Raw genomic sequence first — 23837 nt, 5'->3', positions numbered from 1 at the left:
CCGCGGACCGTCGGCGCACCTTCGGTGTACGGGGGGTACGGTCGCCGCTGATGTGGTGAGCTGTACGGGTGTCGGGGCTGGGACTTGTGCTGCACCCCACCCGGGATGTCACCGAGGTGGTCGGGATCATCGAGCGGTGGGCGACGCGTCACCACAAGACGCTGATGGTGCGCGAGGAGGACCAGCACCGTGTCCCGTCCGGCGTCGAGCCGGTGCCGGCGGGTGAGGTCGCGACCCGCGCCGACGCGTTGATCAGCATCGGCGGTGACGGCACCATGCTGGGTGCGCTGCGCTCCGCCATCGGCGACCCCAAGCCGGTACTCGGCGTACACCTGGGTCGTCTGGGGTTTCTCGTCGAAGTCGAGCCGCCGGAGTTGCCCGAAGCGCTGAGCCGGCTGCTGTCGAAGGATTTCACCATCGAGTCGCACGCCTGCCTCGCCTGCGACGTCTGCGGCGACGACGTGGTGGCGTTCAACGACATCGCGTTGGTGCGTCAGCCGGGCGCCGGCTTCGTCAGCGTCACGCTCGCCATCGACGGCCAGCAGTACGGCTACTACCGCAGCGACGCCGTGGTGGTCAGCACTCCGATCGGCTCGACGGCGTACAGCTACGCCGCCGGTGGTCCACTGATCTCCCCGGCGGCGGACTCGGTGGTGATCACGCCCGCCGCGCCGATGGCCGGCATCTCCCGGGCGGTGGTGCTCTCCCCGGACGAGAAGATCCGGTTGGAGCTGCAGCCCAACTCGTCGCCGGTGGTCGTGGAGATGGACGGGTTGGTGTTCCGCGACGCGGCCACGGAGGGGACGGTGGACATCTCGTACCGCCGCGATGCCGGTCTGGTGGTCCGCTTCGACCCGTTGCGCTACCAGGAGCGCAACCAGTTGAAGATGACGCTGCTCGACCTGCCGTTCCTCCCCGAGCAACTCCGCGAACTGCTCCCCGAAGAGCTGCGCCGACGCGGCCAACAACTACCTCCACCCGCCGACCCCCCACCCTGCTGACCCCCACCCTGCTGACCCCCCACCCTGCTGACCCCCGCCCCCGGCGCCGTTGATCAAGAGGTTTGCGTCACGACACGCCGGTCGGCATGACGCAAACCTCTTGATCAACGGACGGGTGGAGGGGTGCGTGGGGGGGTGGGGGGTGGGGTTAGGCCTGGGTTAGGGCTTGGTCCACCAGGGTTTTGGCTTCTTCCTGGATCTGCTTGAGGTGGTCGGGGCCCTGGAAGGACTCGGCGTAGATCTTGTAGACGTCCTCGGTGCCGGACGGACGGGCGGCGAACCAGCCGGACTCGGTGCTGACCTTGAGGCCGCCGATCGCCGCGCCGTTACCGGGGGCGGTGGTCAGCGTCGCGGTGATCGGCTCACCGGCAAGCTCGGTGGCGGTGACCTGCTCCGGGGAGAGCTTGCCGAGCACTGCCTTCTGCTCCCGGGTGGCCGGAGCGTCGATCCGGGCATACGCGGGCGCGCCGAAACGCTCGGCCAACTCCGCCCAGTGCTCGCTCGGGCTACGGCCGGTGGTGGCCTGGATCTCGGCGGCGAGCAGGCAGAGCAGCAGGCCGTCCTTGTCGGTGGTCCAGGTCGAGCCGTCGCGCCGCAGGAACGACGCCCCGGCGCTCTCCTCGCCACCAAAGCCGACCGCCCCGTCGAGCAGGCCGGGGACGAACCACTTGAAGCCGACCGGCACCTCCAGCAGCGGCCGACCCAGGTCGGCGGCGACCCGGTCGATCATCGACGAGGAGACCAGTGTCTTGCCCACCGCCGCGTCCGGCCCCCACTCGGTGCGGGTGCGGAACAGGTGACGAATCGCCACCGCCAGGTAGTGGTTGGGGTTCATCAGCCCGGCGTCCGGAGTGACGATTCCGTGCCGGTCGGCGTCGGCGTCGTTGCCGGTGGAGATCTGGTAGTCGGCCCGCGCGGCGATCAGCGACGCCATCGCGTTCGGCGAGGAGCAGTCCATCCGGATCTTGCCGTCGCCGTCCAGGGTCATGAACCGCCAGGTCGGGTCGACAGTCGGGTTGACCACTGTCAGATCCAGGCGGTGCCGCTCGGCGATCTCACCCCAGTACGCCACGCTCGCCCCGCCCAACGGGTCCGCGCCGATGCGGATCCCCGCAGCGCGGATCGCGTCGATGTCGATCGCCGCCGGCAGGTCGTCGACGTAGTTGGCGAGGAAGTCGTACTCCCCTGTGGTGTCGGCGGCCCGCGCTCGCGCGTAGGTGATCCGGCGGACCTCCTTGAGCCCTGCGGCGAGGATGGCGTTGGCCCGGTCCTGGATCCACCGGGTCACGTCGGTGTCGGCCGGCCCGCCGTTTGTGGGGTTGTACTTGAAACCGCCGTCGTCGGGCGGGTTGTGCGACGGGGTGATGACGATGCCGTCGGCGAGCCCGCTGGTCCGCCCACGGTTGTGCGTGAGGATCGCGTGCGACAGCGCCGGGGTCGGGGTGTAACCGTCGCGGCTGTCCACCAGCACGGTGACCCCGTTTGCGGCGAGCACCTCCAGGGCGTCCACAGCGGCCGGCGCGGAGAGCGCATGGGTGTCCCGGGCGAGGAAGAGCGGCCCGTCCAACCCCTGCTCGCGCCGGTAGTCGCAGAGCGCCTGGGTGACCGCCAGGATGTGGTCGGAGTTGAACGCGTTGCGCAGGCTGGAGCCGCGGTGGCCGGAGGTGCCGAAGGAGACCTGCTGGGCCGGGTCCGCGGGATCCGGATGCTCGGCGTAGTAGGCGGTCACCAGGCGCGGCACGTCGACCAGGTCGGCGGGCTCGGCGGGCTGGCCGGCACGGGGGTGGGTCACTGCGGGATCCTCCTCGGGGAGTGCCTGTCGGTCACGGCACGACCTTCTGGCCCTTGCCGATCACCACGATGCCGTTGTCGGAAACGGTGTAACGCTGCCGGTCCTTCTCCAGGTCGACGCCGATCTCGACGCCCTCCGGGACGAACACGTTCTTGTCCAGAATGGCCCGCCGGACCACAGCGTGCCGGCCGATCTCCACACCCTCCATCAGCACCGAGCCCTCGACGTGCGCCCAGGAGTGAACCCTCACCTTCGGCGAGACGATCGAGTTCTCCACCAACGAGCCGGAGATCACCACACCAGGGGAAACCATCGAGCCGACCGCCCGGCCGATCCGCTCACCCCACTGGTGCACGAACTTCGCCGGCGGCCACGGCGGCTGCTCCGTGTAGATCGGCCAGTCGAAGTTGTACATGTTGAAGACGGGGTGCACGTTGATCAGATCCATGTGCGCGTCGTAGAACGAGTCCAGCGTTCCCACGTCCCGCCAGTAGCCGCGGTCACGGTCGGTGCTGCCCGGCACCTCGTTGTCGCGGAAGTCGTAGACGTTGGCCTCGCCGCGTTCGACGAGCATCGGGATGATGCTGCCGCCCATGTCGTGCTTGCTGGACTTGTCGGCGGCGTCGCGCTCGACCGCCTCACAGAGCGCCCGGGTGGTGAAGACGTAGTTGCCCATCGAGGCGTAGATCTCATCCGGCGCGTCGGGCAGACCGACAGCGTCGGTGGGCTTCTCGCGGAACGCCCGGATCCGCTTGCCGTCCTCGCCCACCTCGATGACGCCGAACTGGTCGGCCATCGACAGCGGCTGACGGATGCCGGCCACCGTCACCGCCGCGCCGGAGGCGATGTGGTCCTCCACCATCTGCCGCGGGTCCATCCGGTAGATGTGGTCGGCGCCGAAGACGATCACGTAGTCGGGCTGCTCGTCGTTGATCAGGTTGAAGCTCTGGTAGATGGCGTCGGCCGAGCCGGCGAACCACCACGGGCCACGACGCTGCTGCGCCGGCACCGGGGTGACGTAGTTGCCGAGCAGCGTGGACATCCGCCAGGTCTTGGTGATGTGTCGGTCGAGGGAGTGGGACTTGTACTGGGTCAGCACGACGATCTTGAGATAGCCGGCGTTGGCCAGGTTGGAGAGGACGAAGTCGACCATGCGGTACATCCCGCCGAACGGGACGGCCGGCTTGGCCCGATCCGTGGTGAGTGGCATCAGGCGCTTGCCCTCCCCACCCGCCAGGACGATCGCGAGCACCTTGGCAGCCATGCCCCGACGCTATCCACCCGCGTCCCACTTCACCACTCGTACGGGGAGTCTTCTGCACTAGGGTGCGCACATGACCGACTCCTCCCCGGCCACCGGATCCCTGCGCGTCGATCTGCTCACCCGCGAGTACCCACCGGAGGTCTACGGCGGCGCGGGCGTGCACGTCGAGTACCTGGCTCGGGAGTTGCGCGGCCTCGCCGACGTACGGGTGCACTGCTTCGGCCTGCCGCGCACCGAGCCGGGCGTCACCGCGTACGCCGAACCGCCGGGCCTGACCGGCGCTAACGCCGCGCTGAGCACGATGGGCGTGGACCTGGAGATGGCCGCCGGCGTGGCCGGCACCGACGTGGTGCACAGCCACACCTGGTACGCGAACCTGGCCGGCCACACCGCGAAGCTGCTGCACGGGGTGCCGCACGTGGTGACCGCGCACAGCCTGGAGCCGCTGCGGCCGTGGAAGGCCGAGCAGCTCGGCGGCGGTTACGCGCTCTCCTCCTGGATCGAGCGCACCGCGTACGAGTCGGCCGACGCGATCATCGCGGTCAGCGGGGGGATGCGCAACGACGTGCTGACCGCGTACCCGCAGATCGACCCGGACCGGGTCCGGGTGGTCTACAACGGCATCGACACCGTCCAGTACGCCCCGGACCCCGGCACCGACGTGCTCGCCCGGCTCGGCATCGACCCGTCCCGCCCCAGCGTCGTCTACGTGGGAAGGATCACTCGGCAGAAGGGGCTGCCCTATCTGCTGCGCGCCGCCCGGGAGTTGCCGGCGGACACCCAACTGGTGCTGCTCGCCGGCGCGCCGGACACGGCCGAGATCGCCGCCGAGGTCGAGGAGCTGGTGGCCGAGCTGCGGGCCAACCGTTCCGGGGTGGTCTGGGTGGCCGAGATGCTGCCCAAGCCCGAGGTAATCCAGGTGCTCACCCACGCCACAGTCTTTGCCTGCCCGTCGGTCTACGAGCCGATGGGCATCGTCAACCTGGAGGCGATGGCCTGCGAGACGGCGGTGGTGGCGACCGCGACCGGCGGCATCCCCGAGGTGGTGGCCGACGACGAGACCGGCCTGCTGGTGCCGATCGCGCAGGCCACCGACGGCTCCGGCACCCCACTGGACCCGGACCGCTTCGTGGCCGACCTGGCGGCCGCGATCAACACGCTGCTCGCCGACCCGGTGCGCACCGAGCGGTTCGGCCTGGCCGGCCGGCGGCGGGCGGTGGAGCACTTCTCCTGGGACGCGATCGCCCGGCAGACCCTGGACGTGTACCGCTCGGTCGGCGCGGCGGGCTGACCCGCCCCGGTCATCCCGCGGAGGCTCGGGTGTCGTACGTCGCCCGGTTGTCGAGCACCTCGTCCATGTGCGTCTCGGCCCAGCCCTTGAGGCCGCGGATCATGTGGTGCAGCGAGAGGCCGAGGTCGGTCAGCTCGTAGGTGACCGTGACGGGCACAGTCGCCGTCGCCGTGCGCGTGATCAGGCCGTCGCGTTCCAGGGAGCGCAGCGTCTGGGTGAGCATTTTCTGGCTGACGCCGGCCAGAAGGCGCGACAGCTCGGAGTAGCGCAGCGGGCGGGGTTCTCCGGCGCAGTCGGCGCCGAACCGGTGGGAGCCGTCGCTGCCCAGCGCGGCCAGGATCAACGTGACCCACTTGTCGGAGATCCGGTCGAGCAGTTTGCGGCTGGGGCACTCGGCCAGGAATACGTCGTACTCCGCCCTGGTCTGTGCTCTCTGCTGGGCCGCCGTCGTCGTCGCCATCCGCGCCACTCCCCCACCTGTCGGTGTGTTACGCACTTTGAGGTGCCTACTTCCCAGCAGGAAGTTACCCGACCAGAGTGAAGCAGGCACCTGCGCGGCACCGATCGCGCCGCACTCCACTGAAATCCGAGGTCTGCACATGCGCTCCACGTCCCATCCAGACGACGCCCGTACCCTTGCCGGCAGCGCTTCCCTTGCCAGCAGCGCTTCCCTTCCCGGCGGCACCTGGATGCTCGGCGATCTGACCGTCACCCGCTTCGGCTACGGCGCCATGCAGCTCGCCGGCCCGCAAGTCATGGGGCCGCCCGCCGACCACGACGGCGCGCTCGCCGTCCTGCGCGAGGTCGTCGAACTCGGCATCACCCACATCGACACCAGCGACGCCTACGGGCCACGCATCACCAACAGGCTGATCCGGGAGGCTCTGCACCCGTACCCCGAATCGCTGCACATCGTCACAAAGGTCGGCGCCACCCGCGACCAGCAGGGCGGCTGGCCCCCCGCCCGCAAGCCCGACGACCTGCGCCGGGCGGTCCACGAGAACCTGGAGAACCTCGGCGTCGAGGTTCTCGACCTGGTCAACCTGCGGCTCGGCAACGCCGAAGGCCCGCAACCCGGCTCGCTCGCCGAACCGTTCGAGACGCTCGTCGACCTCCAGCGGCAGGGCCTGATCCGGCACCTCGGCGTGAGCACCGCGACGGCGCAGCAGATCGCCGAGGCGCAGGCGATCGCGCCGATCGTGTGCGTGCAGAACATGTACAACCTGGCCTTCCGCCAAGACGACGAGCTGATCGACACGCTCGCCGAACAGGGCATCGCCTACGTGCCCTACTTCCCGCTCGGCGGCTTCAGCCCGCTCCAGTCCGCGGCCCTGTCGGCCGTGGCCGCCAGGTTGGCCGCGACGCCGATGTCGGTCGCCCTGGCCTGGCTGCTGCGGCGCTCGCCGAACATCCTGCTCATTCCGGGTACGTCGTCAGTCGCGCACCTGCGCGAGAACGTCGCCGGCGCGGGGCTGTCGCTCTCCGACGAGGACCTCGCCGACCTGGACAAGATCGGAAGGTGACGATGCGTCCGCCGCACGGGGCGCACGCCGCCTTTCTGCCGGGGCACACGGCCGCCTCTTGTCGGGTGCCCGGCGCCCCGTGCGGTGGTCTCGTTCACTGACCCGAGCGCGCTGCGGTAGTCAGGCTTGGCGGGCTAGAGCAGGCTGCCGATCCACAGGCCGAGCGCGGCCAGCACGAGGCTCGCACCGAGGCTGCCGAGCACGTTGAACGCCTCGACGGCGGCATTCTTCCGCAACAGTCCCAGGGAGTGCCACTCCTCCGTGGAGAACGTCGTGTAGGCGCCCAGGAAGCCGACCCCGACGATCGAGGCGAAGTCCTGCGCTCCCCCAGCGACGTTCTTCACGGCGTAGCCGGTGACGATGCCGAGCACGAAGGCGCCCGAAACGTTGATCAGGAAGGTGCTCGCCGGGAACGCCTTGCTGGGTCCGGTGGCCCGTCTACTCCACCACGGCTTCACCAACGCATCGACGCCGGCGCGGCTCAGCGCCCCGAGCCCGCCGGCCAGGAACACCCCGATGCCCACCCACATCAGGCGCCCCGTCCCGCCGGATGCCCCACCCGCAGTTCCGCGAGGCGAGCCCCGAGCGCCGCCGCGAGCACTCCACCGACGATGGACACCACGAGATAGGCGATGCCGATCCCACTGCGCAGTGCCCCGATCAGCTGATCGCTCTCGACGATGAAGTGCGACCAGGTGGTGAACCCGCCGATGAGCCCGGTCGACAGAAACGGCTTGCCCCACGGGCCGGGCAGCCGGTGTGCCGCCAGCAGCGTCATCACGGCGCCGAGCGCGAAGGCGCCCACCATGTTGATCACGAAGGTGACCCAGGGGAAGTGCGGTGGCGTGGCCGGCGCGAGGCCGAGCCCCAGCAGGTAACGCAGGGTAGCGCCGATACCACCGCCGACGACGATCGCGAGGATTGTCATTCGCCCATTCACTCACCGCCAGCCCCCGCCGCCGCCCCGGGTCGAGCGGCCCTCACCCGTACGGTCGACACCCCGCCCGCGCGGTCCTGGTGATGACGCCGCGCGGTGGGCCCGCTCAGATCGCCGTTCCAGGTGGAGATTTCAGCAACGAGGTCGCCTCGGCGCAGTGACCACCACGTCCGTTCCGTAGCGCGCTGGCGGCGAGGCGGATGAGGTCGATGTTGACCCCCGCGGCGCCGCTGGGATCGTGCACCTTCAGTTTCACGTCGAGGCTCACCGCTGTCTCGCCCCAGCCCTGCGCCTCGATGTTGAGGTGAGCCACCTTCTGCGACGCGAGATGCGGGAGGTAGCCGAGCGGAGCCACCTCGACGCGGTCAGCCCCCGACAGCGCGTTGAGCTTCGACTGCTTCTTGGAGTCGGGGTTCTCGACCAGGTTGCGGAAGTCTTCGGTGCCGCCCAGATTGACCTGGTAGGAGCTGATCAGCGTGAGGCCCCGCTCCTCCAGCAGCCGCAGCAACATGTTGTGCACCACCGAGGTGCCGAACTGGCTGGCCAGGTCGTCGCCGAGCAGTGGCAGACCGGCAGCTTCGAAGGTATCCAGCAGCTGTGGATCGCAGGCGACGGGGTCGGCGGTGGTGTTGATGAAGGCGACACCCGCTGTGTGCGCCGCCACGGCGTACGCCCGGGCGGTCTCCGGCCGACCACTCGGTGCCGAGTAGAGCAGCACCTCAGCCCCGGCCAGCGCCGCTGCCACCCGCTGCACCTCGGTCGCGTCGACGAGGCCCTTCGTGACCGGCACACCCGCTCTGGGCAGGTCGCAGTTGAGCCGGGGGAAGTTGTTGGGCGGCAGGAAGATCGCCTCGGTCAGGTCCCTGCCGATCTTCTCCTTGGAGGTGGCGAAGGCCGCGACGACGTCGATGTCACCCACCCCGAGCCCGTCGATCGTCGGCCTGCGGATTCCGACCAGGCTGCCGCTCTCGCGGTAGAGCGCGAGCCCCTGCACCAGTGCCGACGTGTTGTTACCGACCCCGACAACCGCGACCCTCACCCGTTCGATCATGGCGAGAGGCTACGTCACCTCCTGGGTCACTCGGGTTTCAGGAAACCGCCGCATCCGGGCCGCGTCGACACCGCGCTTTCAAGGAAGTCGTGTGGATCTTGGCCCGCGGCCCAACGTGCGGGGCGGACCGGCAGGCTTGGCCGCGCGCGAACGGATCTCGCGCAGTAGGTTGGCGGGGTGACTGGACGGTTCCCGATCGAAGACGTCTCCCCCGTCGTCTCGTGCGGGCGATACCCGGCCAAGGCGGTGGTCGACGAGCCCGTTCCGGTGTCGGCACGCGCCTACCGGGAGGGGCACGACGCGCTGGGCTGCAACGTGGTGTGGGCTGGTCCGGACGGCGCGAGCCGGCCGTTCACCCGGATGCGCCCCGGCGAGCCCGGCCAGGACCGCTGGCACGCCAATATCGCACCGGACGCCGTCGGCTCGTGGACCTTCACCGTGGAGGCGTTCCAGGACCCGTACCTGACCTGGCAGAACGCGGTGACCAAGAAGATCGCCGCCGGGCAGGGGCCGGAGGACCTGGCAAACGACCTGGCCGATGGCGCGCGGGTGCTCGCCGCCGCCCGGGGTCTCGTCCCGACCGCCGACCGGCCCCGGGTCGCCGAGGCGCTCACCGCTCTTGTCGACACCGACCTGCCGCTGGCGCAGCGGGTCGACCCGGCACTGGCCCTGGCCGACCTGCTCTGGGAGCACCCGGTACGGGAACTGGTCACCGCCGGTGACACGTACTCGATCTGGGTGGACCGCAAGCGGGCGCTCTACTCGGCCTGGTACGAGTTCTTCCCCCGCTCCGAGGGAGCGGTGGGCGGCCGGTCCGGCACCTTTGCGACCGCCACCGAGCGGCTGCCCGGGGTTGCCGCGATGGGCTTCGACGTGCTCTACCTGCCGCCGATCCACCCGATCGGCCGGGTCAACCGCAAGGGTCCGAACAACGCGCTCACCGCCGGGCCGAACGACGTAGGCTCGCCGTGGGCGATCGGGGCCGCCGAGGGCGGCCACGACACCATCCACCCCGATCTGGGTACGCTGGCGGACTTCCGGGCCTTCATCCAGGCGGCGGCGGCACAGGGCCTGGAAGTGGCGATGGACCTGGCGTTGCAGTGCGCGCCGGACCACCCGTGGGTCACCGAGCACCCGGAATGGTTCACCACCCGGGCCGACGGCAGCATCGCGTACGCGGAGAACCCGCCGAAGAAGTACCAGGACATCTACCCGGTCAACTTCGACAACGACCCGGAGGGCATCCGGGCCGAGGTGCTGCGGGTGGTGCTGCACTGGGTCGGCGAGGGCATCCGGATCTTCCGGGTGGACAACCCGCACACCAAGCCGTTCGACTTCTGGCACTGGCTGATCGCCGAGGTGAAGGCGGTCGACCCGGACGTGTTGTTCCTGGCCGAGGCGTTCACCCGGCCCGCCATCATGCACGGCCTCGGCAAGATCGGCTTCACCCAGTCGTACACCTATTTCACCTGGCGCACGACGGCCGCCGAGATGCGGGCGTACTGCGAGGAGCTGATCGAGGCGGCCGACTACATGCGGCCGAACTTCTGGCCGAACACCCCGGACATCCTGCACGAGGCGTTGCAGCACGGCGGCCCGCCGATGTTCAAGATCCGGGCGGTGCTGGCCGCGCTGCTCTCCCCCTCCTGGGGCCTGTACGCGGGCTACGAGCTGTTCGAGCACGTGGCCCGACCGGGCGCCGAGGAGTACCTGGACAACGAGAAGTACGAGCTGCGACCGCGGGACTGGGCCGGCGCCGAGGCGCAGGGCCGCTCGCTGGCGCCGTTCCTTGCCACCCTCAACCGGGTACGCCGGGACAACCCGGCCCTGCACCAGCTCCGCAACCTGCGCTTCCACGAGATCGACAACCCGGCGTTGCTCTGCTGGTCCAAGCACGACCCGGAGACCGGCAACACCGTCATCGTGATCTGCTCGTTCGACCCGCGCGTCGTGCAGTGGGGCAACACCACGCTCGACATGCCGGCGCTCGGCTTCGACTGGCACGAACGGTTCACCGTGCACGACGAGCTGACCGGCACCAGCTACGACTGGGGTCAGCGCAACGCGGTACGGCTCGACCCGTACCTGCAACCCGCGCACGTGTTGACAGTGCGTCGCCCGACCCCGCCGACCGCGCCGCAGCCGGCGGGCGCCGAGCCGGCCGACCTCACAGTCGCCGAGGTGCCGGACGACCTCTCCGGCGGCACCGCGCCGACGACCCCGGCCACGACGACCCCGGCCACGACGACCGCTGCCGCGACGACCCCGGCCACCGTGGCGTCCCGGCTGTCCGCCGCCCGTTCGGCTGCCGCCCGCTCGTCCCGTTCCGCGCCGACCGCTCCCGCCCCGAAGGACGACCGATGGACCAGCTGATCTCCGGCGCGACGCACGACCCGCACGCGCTGCTCGGCGCGCACCCCGCCGACGACTCGACGACGATCCGCACGATGCGCCGGGGCGCCGGCGACGTCGCGCTGCTGGTCGGCGACGAGCGGTACCCGATGAAGCGGGTGCACGACGTGGGCGTCTTCGAGGCGCAGGTCGACGGCACTGTGCTCGACTACCGGGTGGAGGTCGACGGCACCACCCACGACGACCCGTACCGCTACCCGCCGACCCTCGGTGAACTGGACCTGCACCTGATCCGCGAGGGCCGGCACGAGCGGCTGTGGGAGGCGCTCGGCGCCCGGGTCTTCGACGAGGGCGTGGCGTTCAGCGTCTGGGCGCCCAACGCCAGTGGGGTGCGGGTGATCGGCGACTTCACCGGCTGGGGCCCCGACGACGGCTGGCCGATGCGGTCACTCGGCTCCAGCGGGGTGTGGGAGCTGTTCGTCCCCAACGCCCGGGTCGGGGCCCGCTACAAGTACCGGGTGCTGGGCGCCGACGGGCAGTGGCGGGACAAGGCCGACCCGCTCGCGGCGTACGCCGAGGTGCCGCCGGCCACCGCCTCGGTGGTGCACCACTCGACATACCGGTGGAACGACGGGGACTGGCTGGCCCGGCGGGCCGAACGGCAGCCGCACCAGGAGCCGATGAGCGTCTACGAGGTGCACCTCGGTTCGTGGCGGCCCGGCCTGGGCTACCGCGAACTGGCCGAACAACTCACCGCGTACGTCACCGAGCTGGGGTTCACGCACGTGGAGTTCCTGCCGGTGATGGAGCACCCGTTCGGCGGCTCCTGGGGCTACCAGGTCACCGGCTACTACGCGCCGACCTCCCGGTTCGGCGACCCTGACGAGTTCCGCCACCTCGTCGACCAACTGCACGCCGCCGGCATCGGCGTACTCCTGGACTGGGTGCCCGCGCACTTCCCCAAGGACGAGTGGGCCCTCGCGCGCTTCGACGGCACCCCGCTCTACGAGCACCCCGACCCGCGGCGCGGCGAGCACCCCGACTGGGGCACGTACGTCTTCGACTTCGGCCGCAACGAGGTCCGCAACTTCCTGGTCGCCAACGCGCTCTACTGGTGCGACCAGTTCCACGTCGACGGGCTGCGGGTCGACGCTGTCGCCTCGATGCTCTACCTGGACTACTCCCGCAACCACGGTGAGTGGGCCCCGAACAAGTACGGCGGCCGGGAGAACCTGGAGGCCATCGCGTTCATGCAGGAGGTGAACGCGACCGTCTACAAGCACCACGCCGGCGTCGTCATGATCGCCGAGGAGTCCACCGCCTGGCCGGGTGTCACCCGCCCCACCGCCGACGGCGGGCTGGGCTTCGGCTTCAAGTGGAACATGGGCTGGATGCACGACACCCTGCTCTACACCTCGAAGGACCCGATCTACCGCCAGCACCACCACCACCAGCTCACCTTCTCCCTGGCGTACGCCTGGAGCGAGAACTACGTGCTGCCGATCAGCCACGACGAGGTGGTGCACGGCAAGGGCTCACTGGCCGGCAAGATGCCCGGCGACACCTGGCAGCGGCTGGCGAACGTGCGGGCGCTGCTGGCGTACATGTGGGCGCACCCCGGCAAGCAACTGCTCTTCATGGGCTCCGAACTGGCCGACGACAGGGAGTGGAGCGAGGAACGCGGCCTCGACTGGTACCTGTTGCACGACCCGGCCCGCGCCGGAGTGCAACGACTCGTCGGTGACCTCAACCGGGTCTACCGGGACACCCCGGCGCTCTGGGCACAGGACACCGAACCGGCCGGGTTCCGCTGGATCGCCGGCGACGACGTCGCCAACAACACAGTGTCGTTCGTCCGGATCGCCCCGGACGGCTCGACGCTGGTCTGCGTGGCGAACTTCTCCGCCCAGCCGCTGCACGACTACCGGATCGGCCTGCCGGCCGGCGGGACGTGGCAGGAGGTGCTCAACACCGACGCGCAGCACTACGGCGGGTCGGGAGTGGGCAACCTGGGCGAGGTACGCGCCGAGGACGTGCCGTGGCACGGGATGGTCGCCTCGGCGGCCCTCCAGGTCCCGCCGCTGGGCGCGATCTGGCTGCGCCGAAGCTGACGCGGCCGGACCGTCAGACCAGGCCGGCGTCGCGCAGCAGCTGCCACAGGCCGGCGCCGTCGGGGGCGGACAGCCACTTCTGCCCCACCGGCCCCGACGACGGGCGGCCGGCTGGGGCGGGCAGGGTGCCGGCCAGCACCGACTGGGTCGGGGAGAGCCTGCGGATCGCCACCCCGGCGACGTTCTCCGGGTGGGCGGCGGCGAACTCCCGGTAGATCTCCTGGTCGTGCTGGCCGTCGTCGCCGACGAGCAGCCAGCGCACGTCGGGGAACTCCTTCGCCAGCCGCGCGAGGGTGACCCGCTTGTGTTCCATGCCGCTGCGGAACCAGCGGTCGGCGGTCGGGCCCCAGTCGGTCAACAGCAGCGGCCCGGCCGGGTAGAGGTGCCGGGACAGGAAGCGGGTCAGCGTGGGCGCCACGTTCCAGGCCCCGGTGGAGAGGTAGAAGACCGGTGCGCCGGGGTGCGCGGTGACCAGCCGCTCGTAGAGCACCGCCATGCCGGGCACCGCGTTGCGGGCGTGCTCGTCGAGCACGAACGTGTTCCATGCGGCGAGCAGCGGCCGGGGCAGCGCGGTCACCATCACCGTGTCGTCGATGTCGGAGATGATGCCGAACTTGACCTCCGGGTCGAGGATGCGCACCGGGGCGTCGACCGGCTCGGCGTCCGGGACACTGAGCCGGACCGTGCCCCAACCGGGCGGCAGGTCCGCCTCGACCAGCGTGTCGACGAAGCCGCTGCGGTCGGCCCGCGTCTCGTGCCGCACCCCGCCGGCCTCGATGGTCACCGTGACGTGCTTGTTCGGCAGCGTCGTGAAGCTGCGCCAGCCGCGGACCTTGTCCAGCCGACCCCGTTGGCGGGTGTCCGGACGGCCCAGCAGCACCCGACACATCACCCGCACCCAACCCGGCGCGCCGTAGCCGGTGTACGCGACGATGTTGACCCGCCAGCCGGTGCGCCGCAGCCGGCGCTCGACGAGCTGGTGCACGGCGTCCTCGATCCGCGCAGCCCGGTGCAGGTTCGGAACGGCCAGTTGGCCGGCGGGAGTGGGTGGCACGCGCCAACCCTGCCACACGTCGACAGCCACGGCCACGCGAGCCGACCCCGGCCGCGCCGCTGCGGCCCGCCCGCCGTGGAGTCGGTCCAGCCCCACCCCGGCTGCGCCGATCCACCTCGGCGACCCGGCCGAACGTGAAACACTCCGGTCGGGACGACGACGGGGGCGCTGGTCGTGTCGCATCCAGAGCAGCACAGTGGGCGACGGCGCCCGCGACTCGATCGGCCGGCGCTCGTCGCGCTGCTGTTCGGGCTCGCCGGTGTCGTCTACCGGCTGGTCCTGACGCTGTTCACGGTGCCGGTGTCGAACAGCGACGAGGCGACCTTCGGCCTCGCCGCCCTGCACATCGGGCAGGGTCGGGAACACCCGGTCTTTCTCTACGGCCAGCACTACATGGGGATGTTGGAGTCGTACCTGGCCGCTCCCCTGGTGGCGCTGGCCGGGCCGAGCTGGCCGGTGCTGCGCCTGCCGATGCTCGCGCTGTACGCGATCTTCCTCTACCTGATCCACCGGCTGACCCGCCGGCTCGGCACCCCGTGGTTCGCCGCCTTCGTGGTGGGTCTGCTCGCGCTCGGGCCGGAGCGGGTGGTGCGCGACCAGCTCACCGTCGTCGGCGGGAGGCCGGAGGTGAAGCCGGCGGTGCTGCTGATGCTGCTGATCACCGTGGGGCTGGCGGCCGGCACCGTGCACCGCCGTCGGCTCGCGATCGGCCTGTTCGGGCTGCTCGTCGGACTTGCCGTCTGGTCGGACTGGCTGATCCTGCCGTACCTCGCGGTGGCCGGGTTGGCACTGGTCTGGGCGGTACGGCGGGAGCTGCTCGGATGGTCCGGTCTGCTGCTGGTGGCGGGGGTGGTCGTCGGCGTGGCCCCGATGATCGTCGACAACCTGCGGGCCGGGCCCGGTGAGGACTCGCTGTCGGTGTTCCGGGAGGTCAGCACCAAGGCCGGGCCGCAACCGCAGTGGTCCGACCGGATCCGGGGCGGCCTGCTGGAGGGGGTGCCGCTGGCGCACGGGCTCTGCCCGGTGGACGGCTGCGGACGCTGGCAACAGTGGTTCGGCGTGCTCTACCCGGTGCTGCTGCTGGCCGGCGCCGCACTCGCTGTGCTCGCGTACCGTCGCGCCGCCGGGGCACCGCGCGGGGAGCGGGCCGGACGCGGGGCCGGAGGGCTGCGTGGGGACCGGGTCGGGCCGGTCGTGCAGCTCGCGCTGATCGCCGGCGCGGCGTTGACACTGCTGTCGTACGTGCGCAGTCCGCTCGCCGCGACCAGCCCGCTGGACAACGCCCGCTACCTGTCGGTGCTGCAACTGTCGTTGCCGGCGGTGCTCTGGCCGCTCTGGGTGGCGGCGCTGACCGCCTGGCGGGGCACCAGCAGCGTGCTGGGGCGGTTCACCGGCGCGCTGTCCGCCGCCGTACTGGCCGCGCTGACAGTGATCACCCTGGTGACCACCGTGCTGTTCGCGGCCACCGGCACCGCGGCGTCGCGGACCGAGGAGCGCCAGGCCCGGGAGTTGGCCGCCGCGCTGCGCGCCGACGGACCCCACGAGGTGTACGGGGACTACTGGACCTGCAACCGGTTGATCTTCAACACGGATGAGTCGGTGGTCTGCGGGGTGCTCGACGGTGACCTGTCGCCGGGGCAGAACCGCTACCGGCCGTACTGGCGGCAGGTGGGGCGGGCCGAGCGGCCGGGCTACGTGGTGGAGATCGACTCGCCGATGGACCGGCGGTTGCGCAGGCTGCTCGCCGACCGGGCCGACGCCGCGCCGGTACGGGAGGTCGGCGGCTATCGCGTGTACCACCCCGACACCCCGGTGCGGCCCTGGCGGTAGGGGCTGGTCGTACGCTGGCCGGGCCGGCGCGTGGGGCGCCGCCGCTTCGCCAGTCGAGGAGACCCATGCTCATCCTGTTGCCGCCCTCGGAGGGGAAAGCCGACGCCGGCACCGGACGGCGCTGGGCCCCGGACCGGCTCTCACTGCCCGAGCTGAACCCGGCCCGCCAACGGGTTCTGGACGCCCTGGTGGCGCTGTGCGCCGGGCCGGACGAGGAGGCCGCGCGAGCGGCGCTCGGCCTCAGCGAGGGCCAGCGGGGCGAGCTGCGGCGCAACGCCCGCCTGCGGGAGGCGGCCACCGCGCCGGCCGAGCGGCTCTACACCGGGGTGCTCTACGAGGCGTTGGACCTGGCCTCGTTGCCGCCCACTGCGCAACGGGCGGCCCGCCGGTCGATCCTGATCAGCTCCGGGCTGTGGGGCGCGGTCCGACTGGCCGACCGGATTCCGCCGTACCGCTGCCCGATCGGCGCCCGCCTGCCCGACGTCGGGGCGCTGTCGACGTACTGGCGCAGGGAGCTGACGCCGGCGGTGGACGCCGCCGCCGGGCGCGGCCCGGTGCTGGACCTTCGCTCCGGCGCGTACGCGGCCACCTGGACGCCGCGCGGTGAAGCGGCCGAGCGCACTGTCACAGTGCGGGTTCTGCACGAGCGGGAGGTCGACGGCGTGCCGGTCCGCTCCGTGGTCAGCCACTTCAACAAGGCGACAAAGGGGCGTCTGGTCCGGGACCTGCTCGTCGCCGGCGCTCGTCCGCGCACCGCTGCGGAGCTGGTGGGCACCCTGCGGGAGTTGAAGCACACAGTGCTGGAGCAAGCCACCGCCGCGGGCCGGGTGCGCCAGGTGGATCTGGTGGTCACCGATCTTTAGCGGCACCCCAGCCGCAAGATTTGCTCAAGGCTGGGCCGGAGGAGTTCCGAAACGGCGTGCCAGGGGCCACGGTAGGGCAACCCAGACTCCGACAAGGGAGCCTCCGTTGACCCACGAACCCGCCCTGCTCGACCGGCCCCACACCCCGACCACCCCATCCCCGCTGGGCTGGCTGACGCTGGGCGACGCGTTCGAGGCCGCCTGCCTGCTGCGGTGCACACCGCCACCGACCGCCGCCCGGCCCAGCGCGGTACGCGCCGAGCACACCGCCGGGGTGGAGTTCAACCGGGAGGACGCCGCGCAGCGGATGCGGCAACTGCTCAACCGGCTGGACATCCCGGTCACCCACGAGGTGGCCGTCGGCGGCCTGCGTCGCCGCTACGAGCTGCACCGGCTGTGGGTGCCCCGGGAGCACCAGGGCGCGTACACCCGGATGTTGGACGCGGGCTGGTGGCAGGGGCGACGCGAGCTGCTCGGCGGGCCGCTGCCCGGCGCCTCACCGGCCCGCCGACGGTTGGTGACCCGCCTGGCGGAGGCAGCCTGGCGCTCGGCGTTGCTGGCCGCCGGACGGCACGTCCGGCGGCACATCCTCGGTGTGCGGCTCACCGACCGGGAGCTGGCCGCTGTGCTGATCCGGGGCGCGGCAGTGCTCGACGTGCCGGCCCGGCTCCGCCCCGGCACCGGTTGCTTCCTGGTCAGCGTGGCCGACGGCCCGGACCGGCAACGGATCCTGCGCAGCGCGGCGTTGGAGCCGGCACGCGCCCCGATGGCGGAACCCGGGACGGCGACGGCGCGCGGGGTGACCCCGGCGTCAGCGCGGGGCGCGGGCCTGGCACCGGCAGCTCGCGCGGCGTGTTGATCGGGTTCCGACCGTCCGGCGCATCGCCGACCCGGGCTTGCGCGCACCCGCCCGACGGCGCACAGTGCACCGCGTGAGTCGTACCTCGTCCCGCCGCGCCGGCCTGGCCGCCCTGTCGACGGTGCTGCTGATCGCGAACCTGGCCGTCGCCAGCTGCCGGGACACCCCGATCGACCCGACGTCGATCCGGATCGCCACCGGTAGCCCCACCGCTGTCTACTACGCGTTCGGGCAGTCCCTGGCGGCCATCCTCAACCGGGAACTCCCCGACGTGCGGGCCAGCGTGGTGATCACCGCCGCCTCGGCGGAGAACGTTCAACTCGTCGGCTCCGGCGGGGCCGAGCTGGGCTTCACCCAGGCCGACGTACTGCCCGCCAGCACGGCGGGAAGTCCCACTGTCGACGCCGTCGCCCGGGTGTACGACGACCAACTGCACCTGGTCACCACGAGCGGCGGCCCGGTCCGCACTGTCGCCGACCTGCGCGGCCGGCGAGTCTCCGTCGGCGCGGCCGGCTCGGGCACCGAGATCACCGCGACCCGGCTGCTGGAGGTGGCCCGCCTCGGTGGCGACGACGTGCGCCGGGAACGGCTCGGACTGGACGACTCGGTGGCGGCGCTGCGCTCCGGACGGATCGACGCGTTCTTCTTCTCCGGCGGGTTGCCGGTGCGGGGCATCGAGGAGTTGGCGGACGCCAGCGCCATCCGGATCGTGGACCTCAGCGAGTGGACCGAGCCGCTGCGTTCACGCTACGGCCAGGTCTACGTCTCCCGGGACATCCCCCGCTCGGTGTACGGGGTGGACGCGGTAACCACAGTGGCCGACCCGAACTACCTGATCGTCCGGGCCGACCTGCCGGAGCCGTTGGTCCGTGACGTGACCCGGCTGCTGATGGAACGCCGGGCCGAGCTGGCCGCCGCCCATCCGGCGGCGGGACGGATGAGCCCCCGCTCGGCGATCGTCACCGCGCCGCTGACGCTGCACCCCGGCGCCGCGTCCTGGTACCGCGCCACCAAACCGTGACGGCCGACCCTCACCGCGCCGGGGAGGGTCGCAGGTCAGCGGCAGGTTCCTCCTCCGCCGGCTCCACCGGAAGGGTCGGCGTCGGGAACCACAGGGCGGCGATCAGCCCCCGCGACTCCCCCGGGCGCATGGTGAGCCGCCCGTCCGAGGCGTCCACCAGCACGGCGGCGATGGTCAGACCGAGCCCCGCGCCTTCCACGTTCTGCGCGTCCGGGGCCCGCCAGAACCGCTCGGTCGCCTGACCGAGCTGACTCTCGGTCATGCCGGGGCCGGAGTCGCGGACCTCCAGCGCCACCCCGCCGTCGCGGCGCGCCACGGTCACCGTCACCGCCCCGCCCGCCCCGCTGAACTTCACAGCGTTGTCGATGAGGGCGTCCAACGCCTGGTCGACGGCGGTCGGCACTGTCTGCGCGTACGCCGGGGCGTCGGTCGTGGCCAGCCGCAACGCGACCGACCGGTGCCGGGCCAGCGGCGCCCACGCGGCCACCCGGGAGGCGGCCACCGCGGCGGCGTCCACTGTGACGCGCTCGTTCTCCTCCCGTTCGGCCCGGGCGAGGGTCAGCAGCGCGTCGAGCACCAGCGCGAGCCGGTCGGTCTCCTCCAGGGCCAACTGGTGCTCGGACCGGCCGTCCGGGTCGGTGAGGCTGGGCCCCAACTCCTCCACCCGCAGCCGCAGCGCGGTGAGCGGGTTGCGCAGTTGGTGGCTGGCGTGCGCGACGAAGGCACGCTGGCGGTCCATCACATCGGAGACCACGTCGGCCATGTGGTTGAAGCTGGCCGCGAGGCGCCGCAGCTCCGGCGGTCCCAACCGGTGCTGCACCCGGGCGCCCCGGTCGCCCTCGGCGATCTCGTGGGTGACCGCGTCCAGTTCGGTGACCGGGCGCAGCACCCAACCGGCCAGCCCGAACGCGGTGAGCACGCACGCCAGCACGGCGAGCAGGCCGGCCAGGGCGAGCAGCAGCCACCACGCGACGACGGCTCGGCGGATCGGGCCGGCCGGGGTCACGATCACCACCGCTCCGAGCACCTCACCCCCGTCGTTGATCGGTACCGCCACCACCACCGGGTCGGTCGTCCAGGGCCAGACCGACTCGGGGGCGCTGGTCTGCTGCCCGGACAGCGCGACGTCCAGCACTGTCGTGGTCCCCGGGCTGGCCTGCCACCTCGGCGACGAGACCGGGATGTTCCGGTCCCGGTCGACGATCGCGGCGGTGATCGCGTACAGGTCGTCGTAGCTGGTCAGCTCCGACTCGATCGGGCCGGGCCCGCCGTCCCGCAACGCCGGGCCGGCCAGCGAGGCGAACCGGGTCGCGTCGGCGAGCCGGTCGGCGCGGACCCGTTCGGTCTCCCGGCTGGCCATGGTGGCGGCCAGTGGGGTCTCCAACGCGATGAGGACGAGGACCATCAGCAGCAGATAGCTGATCACCAGGCGACGGCGCACGTCAGCTCCTCACGCGTCGCGCAGCCGGTAACCGACGCCGCGTACGGTCTCGACCAGGCGGGCGTCGCCGAGCTTGCCGCGCAGCGACCCCACGTGCACCTCGACGGTGTGCCGGTCGGCCCAGGTGGTGCCCCAGGCGTCGAGCAGGATCCGATCGCGGGGCACCGCCACCCCGGGCTGGCGGGCCAGCGAGAGCAGCACGTCGAACTCCTTGCGGGTCAACGTGACGGCACGGCCGTCGACTGTCACCGTCCGCGCGGCCACGTCGATGCGGACCGGCCCGGCCTCGATGAGGTGCCGCTCGGGCGCGGCGTTCGCGGCGCGGCGCAACACCGCCTCGATCCGGGCCTGCAACTCCACCATCGAGAACGGCTTGACCACGTAGTCGTCCGCGCCCAGGCGCAGACCCAGCACCCGGTCACGTTCCTCACCCCTGGCAGTCACCGCGATGATGCCGAGCTGACTGCTGCGCCGACGCAGCTCCCGGCACAGGTCCGTCCCGTCCCCGTCGGGCAGGGTCAGGTCGAGCAGCACCAGGTCACAGGGGGCGGCGGAGAGCGCGGCGGCGACGGTGGCGGCGTGCTCGACCTCGTACCCCCGGCGGGTGAGGGCGGAGGACAGCGCAGCGGCCACCCGGCGGTCGTCCTCCACCAGCAGGATCCGCACCCGTGCCCCCGTCCGTCGCAGCGCTGTTCTGCGAATGGTGGCAGAAGTGCGCGCGGACCGGGAGGCCGCCCACCCGCGCCGGGTGGGCTACAGGCCGAAGGTGTCGTCGGCGATGGCGTCCCGGACGCCGTCGGTGAACCCGCGGAAGCCCGGGTCCTCGTGGCTGGCCGGCACGCTGGTGACGTTGACCCCGCTGGCCTGGGTGACCGCGTCGACCAGGGCCGGATAGTCGATCTCGGCATCCTGGAAGGCGTCATCGTCCGCCTCGGCCAGGTTGATCACGTGCTGCACGTCGTCGGACGACGTGTCCGGGTCATCGGCCCACTCGCCGCCGGCCCGGTAGCACTCGTCGTACAGCGCGCGCTGGCTGTCGGTCCAGTCATCGTCGTAGCTCTGCATCGCCCATCCCTCCGCGGCCCTTGACCTGAGCATGCCCGGCGGGAGGCGACGGGCGCGGCCGTACCGGCGAAAACCGGGCGGGCGCGCCGACCACGGCACCGTAGGCTGCCGTGGTGATCTACAAACTGCTGTCGAGCGCCGAATGGGACGACGCCCTCGCCGCCGGTTCCTTCACCGGTTCCGCTGTCGACCGGCAGGACGGGTTCATCCATCTCTCCGGGGCCGACCAGGTGGTCGAGACGGCGCGACGGCACTTCACCGGGGCGACCGGGTTGACTCTGCTCAGCGTCGAGGAGGAGCGACTGGGTGACGCGCTGCGGTGGGAGCCGTCGCGCGGCGGTCAGCTCTTCCCGCACGTGTACGGCCCGCTGCCGGTCGCGGCGGTGGTGGCGGCGCGGGCGTTGCCGGCGGGCCTTCCGGCCGCCGACGCGGTGGCCGCCCTGCTGGGCTGACCCGGTGGGCGCTCTGCTGGCCTGATCCGTGGCGGCCCTACCGGCTGACACGCACGCGCCCGACCCGACAGTGTCGGGCCGGGCGCTGTGCCGCACCGACGGGGCTCAGTGGCAGAGCCGGTCGATCTCCTGCTGGAACCGGTCCATCGGGTTCGCCTCGGCGGGGCCGAGCAGGTAGGTCTTCAGCTCCCGGCGGGCCTCGGTCATCGGGTCGTCACCAGCCCGGGTGACCGACACGATCTTCTCCAGCTCGCCGCAGTCCTTGGAGAGCAGGTACGCGGCCCGCGCCGTCGGGTACTCGCGGCGGAAGTCGTCCTCGGACAGGCCGGCCGGGTTGGCCACCACGTACGGCCGCTGGCTCTGCACGAAGTCGGACACCACACTGGACACGTCGCTGATCAGCAGGTCGGTCTGGTTGAAGCAGTCGAACAGCGCCGGCGTGCGGCCGGTGACCACCAGGTGCTCGGTGCCGTCCAGCGAGGACGCGTCCGGGTTGCCGCCGGCCGCGCGGATCGCCGTGACGACCCGGTCGTGCACGGCCTTCGCCGCCCTGGACCGCGAACCGGTGAGCGGGTGCGGCTTGTAGATCAGGCGGACCCGCGGATTCGTGGCGAGCAGTCCCTTGACGATCCGCTCACCCATCAGCACCAGCGAGGTGTGGTACGGGTCGTCGTCGAGCCAACCCTCCCAGGTGGGCGCGTAGAGCACTGTGAACGGCCGGTCCACCGACTCGGCGCCGAAGGTGTGCACCCCGGCGAGCTGCGGCCGACCGATCTCGACGATGTCCGAGTCGAGCACTCCCACGCCGGCCCGCGCGTAGCGCTCCCGGCCGGCCAGGCCGGCGACCCAGACCTCGTCGTACACCTTGCTGTAGGGGTTGACGCTGGCCTGCTTGTCGCTGTCGCCGTGCCCGACGAAGACGTGCTTCGTGCCCGGCTCGCGGAGCATGTGGATGTTCGCGCCCACGTTCGCGGCGTAGAGCGCCGCACGGATCCCGCCGAGGTCGAGGTTCATGAAGTCGACGCCGGCCGGTACGCAGATCACCGGCAGCCGGGTGTCGGCCAGTTCCAGGAACGCCTCCCGGCTGCGCATCAGCACCACCGCGCGCTGCTGGAGCGCCTCGGCCGGGGCGAGCCACATGTTCGCCTGGTAGACGTCCTTGGCCGGGCCGGCGAAGTAGAGCGCCACCTCCGGCCGGTAGTTGTCCAGCCAGCGCTGGACCGCCGGCAGCAACGGGCCCTGCCCGGCGCCCCGACCCCGCAGCCAGGTCAGCGCGATGATGGCGCCCACCAGACCGGTCGCCACGACCGCCACCGCGCCGGCCACGAAGAACGGCGTCGGATCGTGCTGCACCGCGGCGGCCACGCCGGCCGGCACCAGCAGCAGGTTGAGCAGGGGCATCCGGTCACCGGCGACCGCCGCTGCCCAGGCGGGCGGCTGGGGGGCGCTGGACAGTGGACCCAGCTCGATGTTGCGCACCATGGCGGAGAGCGGGTTACGACGCTCGATCATGGTGGAGAGCGCACCCGCGAAGACCGACACGACCCAGACCGCGGCCGGCAGCACCAGCAGGAGGGTCAGCTCGCCGCCGCTGAGGCGTACCTCGGCGACGACCAGCAACACGGCGGCGAGGTCGCGGGTCAGTTGCCGGTACGACCAGTGCAGGCCCACCTTCTCCAACAGCAGTTGCGATGGCGGTGACCAGCGGGCGACGGCGAACTCGCCGAGAATGGCGGCCAACCCGGCGACGGCGAACAGGCCGACCCAACCGAATACGCCACCGACGAGCATGACCAGGTAGGCCAGTACCAGTAGCGCACTCTGGGCGGCCACCCCGAGGCGTCCTGTCAACGTGCCGAACAACGAATTTCGCTCCCTACTAGATCGGTTACGGGCAGGGCCTGGATTCGTCACGGCTTAACCCGACGAG

The 23837-nt window shown here is 71.6% G+C and carries 21 protein-coding genes; 10 read left to right on the top strand and 11 right to left on the bottom strand.

The window, feature by feature from the left end; translation table 11 throughout:
• Positions 1-77: 77 nt before the first annotated feature.
• Positions 78-1001, top strand: coding sequence for an NAD(+)/NADH kinase (locus tag MED01_RS16050; protein WP_274525817.1), 924 nt, complete (start codon positions 78-80; stop codon positions 999-1001).
• Between the two features lie 148 nt (positions 1002-1149).
• On the opposite strand, the gene pgm is transcribed toward MED01_RS16050, so the two are convergent.
• The gene (gene pgm / locus MED01_RS16045) at positions 1150-2793 is read right to left on the bottom strand and encodes a phosphoglucomutase (alpha-D-glucose-1,6-bisphosphate-dependent) (RefSeq protein WP_238669368.1); all 1644 of its coding nucleotides are present in this window, start codon (positions 2791-2793) and stop codon (positions 1150-1152) included.
• 31 nt (positions 2794-2824) lie between these two features.
• Positions 2825-4057 (bottom strand): glucose-1-phosphate adenylyltransferase, encoded by a 1233-nt coding sequence (gene glgC, locus MED01_RS16040; RefSeq protein ID WP_238669367.1) that lies wholly within the window; start codon positions 4055-4057, stop codon positions 2825-2827.
• A gap of 70 nt (positions 4058-4127) precedes the next feature.
• On the opposite strand from glgC, the gene glgA reads away from it, so the two are divergent.
• On the top strand, positions 4128-5348 hold the full coding sequence (gene glgA, locus MED01_RS16035) for a glycogen synthase (RefSeq protein WP_238669366.1): 1221 nt from the start codon (positions 4128-4130) through the stop codon (positions 5346-5348).
• A 10-nt stretch (positions 5349-5358) separates the two neighbouring features.
• Here glgA and MED01_RS16030 read toward each other — a convergent pair whose 3' ends face one another.
• Entirely contained in the window at positions 5359-5808 is a 450-nt protein-coding gene (locus MED01_RS16030) for a winged helix-turn-helix transcriptional regulator (protein WP_238669365.1), read from the bottom strand.
• Between the two features lie 139 nt (positions 5809-5947).
• Here MED01_RS16030 and MED01_RS16025 point away from each other — a divergent pair, with 139 nt between their 5' ends.
• Complete coding sequence (locus MED01_RS16025; RefSeq protein WP_274525786.1) at positions 5948-6871, top strand: aldo/keto reductase family oxidoreductase; 924 nt, start codon at positions 5948-5950, stop codon at positions 6869-6871.
• A gap of 134 nt (positions 6872-7005) precedes the next feature.
• Here MED01_RS16025 and MED01_RS16020 read toward each other — a convergent pair whose 3' ends face one another.
• From MED01_RS16020 to MED01_RS16010, 3 genes are all read right to left on the bottom strand, one after another.
• Positions 7006-7401 (bottom strand): fluoride efflux transporter FluC, encoded by a 396-nt coding sequence (locus MED01_RS16020; RefSeq protein ID WP_238669364.1) that lies wholly within the window; start codon positions 7399-7401, stop codon positions 7006-7008.
• Positions 7401-7799 (bottom strand): fluoride efflux transporter FluC, encoded by a 399-nt coding sequence (locus tag MED01_RS16015; protein ID WP_238669363.1) that lies wholly within the window; start codon positions 7797-7799, stop codon positions 7401-7403. Before MED01_RS16015 ends, MED01_RS16020 begins: the two co-directional genes overlap by 1 nt.
• A 115-nt stretch (positions 7800-7914) precedes the next feature.
• Positions 7915-8859 (bottom strand): inositol-3-phosphate synthase, encoded by a 945-nt coding sequence (locus tag MED01_RS16010; protein WP_238669362.1) that lies wholly within the window; start codon positions 8857-8859, stop codon positions 7915-7917.
• 177 nt (positions 8860-9036) lie between these two features.
• Between MED01_RS16010 and MED01_RS16005 the strand changes: the two genes are divergently transcribed.
• Both MED01_RS16005 and glgB read left to right on the top strand, forming a co-directional pair.
• Positions 9037-11232: an alpha-1,4-glucan--maltose-1-phosphate maltosyltransferase gene (locus MED01_RS16005; protein ID WP_238669361.1), complete on the top strand. Its 2196-nt coding sequence runs from the start codon at positions 9037-9039 to the stop codon at positions 11230-11232.
• Positions 11220-13322, top strand: a complete 2103-nt coding sequence (gene glgB, locus MED01_RS16000) for a 1,4-alpha-glucan branching protein GlgB (RefSeq protein ID WP_238669360.1) — start codon at positions 11220-11222, stop codon at positions 13320-13322. The genes MED01_RS16005 and glgB overlap by 13 nt, the downstream gene beginning before the upstream one ends.
• A gap of 13 nt (positions 13323-13335) precedes the next feature.
• On the opposite strand, the gene MED01_RS15995 is transcribed toward glgB, so the two are convergent.
• On the bottom strand, positions 13336-14376 hold the full coding sequence (locus MED01_RS15995; RefSeq protein WP_238669359.1) for an App1 family protein phosphatidate phosphatase: 1041 nt from the start codon (positions 14374-14376) through the stop codon (positions 13336-13338).
• A gap of 174 nt (positions 14377-14550) precedes the next feature.
• On the opposite strand from MED01_RS15995, the gene MED01_RS15990 reads away from it, so the two are divergent.
• The 4 genes from MED01_RS15990 (at position 14551) to MED01_RS15975 (ending at position 18949) form a co-directional block, all read left to right on the top strand.
• Positions 14551-16206, top strand: coding sequence for an ArnT family glycosyltransferase (locus tag MED01_RS15990; RefSeq protein WP_238669358.1), 1656 nt, complete (start codon positions 14551-14553; stop codon positions 16204-16206).
• Between the two features lie 65 nt (positions 16207-16271).
• Positions 16272-17069, top strand: a complete 798-nt coding sequence (yaaA, locus tag MED01_RS15985) for a peroxide stress protein YaaA (RefSeq protein ID WP_238669357.1) — start codon at positions 16272-16274, stop codon at positions 17067-17069.
• A gap of 106 nt (positions 17070-17175) precedes the next feature.
• On the top strand, positions 17176-17928 hold the full coding sequence (locus MED01_RS15980) for a hypothetical protein (protein ID WP_238669356.1): 753 nt from the start codon (positions 17176-17178) through the stop codon (positions 17926-17928).
• Positions 17929-17992: 64 nt separating this feature from the next.
• A complete protein-coding gene (locus tag MED01_RS15975; protein ID WP_238669355.1) occupies positions 17993-18949 on the top strand; it encodes a TAXI family TRAP transporter solute-binding subunit in 957 nt (318 codons plus the stop codon).
• 10 nt (positions 18950-18959) lie between these two features.
• On the opposite strand, the gene MED01_RS15970 is transcribed toward MED01_RS15975, so the two are convergent.
• The 3 genes from MED01_RS15970 to MED01_RS15960 form a co-directional block, all read right to left on the bottom strand.
• A complete protein-coding gene (locus tag MED01_RS15970; protein ID WP_238669354.1) occupies positions 18960-20390 on the bottom strand; it encodes a sensor histidine kinase in 1431 nt (476 codons plus the stop codon).
• A 9-nt stretch (positions 20391-20399) separates the two neighbouring features.
• Positions 20400-21056 (bottom strand): response regulator transcription factor, encoded by a 657-nt coding sequence (locus tag MED01_RS15965; RefSeq protein WP_091401433.1) that lies wholly within the window; start codon positions 21054-21056, stop codon positions 20400-20402.
• Positions 21057-21143: 87 nt separating this feature from the next.
• Positions 21144-21455: a hypothetical protein gene (locus tag MED01_RS15960; protein ID WP_238669353.1), complete on the bottom strand. Its 312-nt coding sequence runs from the start codon at positions 21453-21455 to the stop codon at positions 21144-21146.
• 113 nt (positions 21456-21568) lie between these two features.
• Here MED01_RS15960 and MED01_RS15955 point away from each other — a divergent pair, with 113 nt between their 5' ends.
• A complete protein-coding gene (locus MED01_RS15955) occupies positions 21569-21907 on the top strand; it encodes a DUF952 domain-containing protein (RefSeq protein WP_238669352.1) in 339 nt (112 codons plus the stop codon).
• A gap of 105 nt (positions 21908-22012) precedes the next feature.
• Here MED01_RS15955 and MED01_RS15950 read toward each other — a convergent pair whose 3' ends face one another.
• Positions 22013-23770, bottom strand: coding sequence for a CDP-glycerol glycerophosphotransferase family protein (locus MED01_RS15950; RefSeq protein WP_238669351.1), 1758 nt, complete (start codon positions 23768-23770; stop codon positions 22013-22015).
• Positions 23771-23837 lie beyond the last annotated feature (67 nt).

The organism is Micromonospora alfalfae (assembly GCF_022230925.1).
Classification (GTDB): domain Bacteria; phylum Actinomycetota; class Actinomycetes; order Mycobacteriales; family Micromonosporaceae; genus Micromonospora; species Micromonospora alfalfae.
The sequence above is the reverse complement of the archived record's forward strand: the minus strand, read 5'-3'. Positions and strand labels throughout refer to the sequence as shown.

Coding starts and splice junctions, on each gene's coding strand:
- glgC (WP_238669367.1), bottom strand. CDS start 4,057: ATGGCTGCCAAGGTGCTCGCGATCGTCCTGGCGGGTGGGGAGGGCAAG.
- glgA (WP_238669366.1), top strand. CDS start 4,128: ATGACCGACTCCTCCCCGGCCACCGGATCCCTGCGCGTCGATCTGCTC.
- MED01_RS16030 (WP_238669365.1), bottom strand. CDS start 5,808: ATGGCGACGACGACGGCGGCCCAGCAGAGAGCACAGACCAGGGCGGAG.
- MED01_RS16025 (WP_274525786.1), top strand. CDS start 5,948: ATGCGCTCCACGTCCCATCCAGACGACGCCCGTACCCTTGCCGGCAGC.
- MED01_RS16020 (WP_238669364.1), bottom strand. CDS start 7,401: ATGTGGGTGGGCATCGGGGTGTTCCTGGCCGGCGGGCTCGGGGCGCTG.
- MED01_RS16015 (WP_238669363.1), bottom strand. CDS start 7,799: ATGACAATCCTCGCGATCGTCGTCGGCGGTGGTATCGGCGCTACCCTG.
- MED01_RS16010 (WP_238669362.1), bottom strand. CDS start 8,859: ATGATCGAACGGGTGAGGGTCGCGGTTGTCGGGGTCGGTAACAACACG.
- glgB (WP_238669360.1), top strand. CDS start 11,220: ATGGACCAGCTGATCTCCGGCGCGACGCACGACCCGCACGCGCTGCTC.
- yaaA (WP_238669357.1), top strand. CDS start 16,272: ATGCTCATCCTGTTGCCGCCCTCGGAGGGGAAAGCCGACGCCGGCACC.
- MED01_RS15960 (WP_238669353.1), bottom strand. CDS start 21,455: ATGCAGAGCTACGACGATGACTGGACCGACAGCCAGCGCGCGCTGTAC.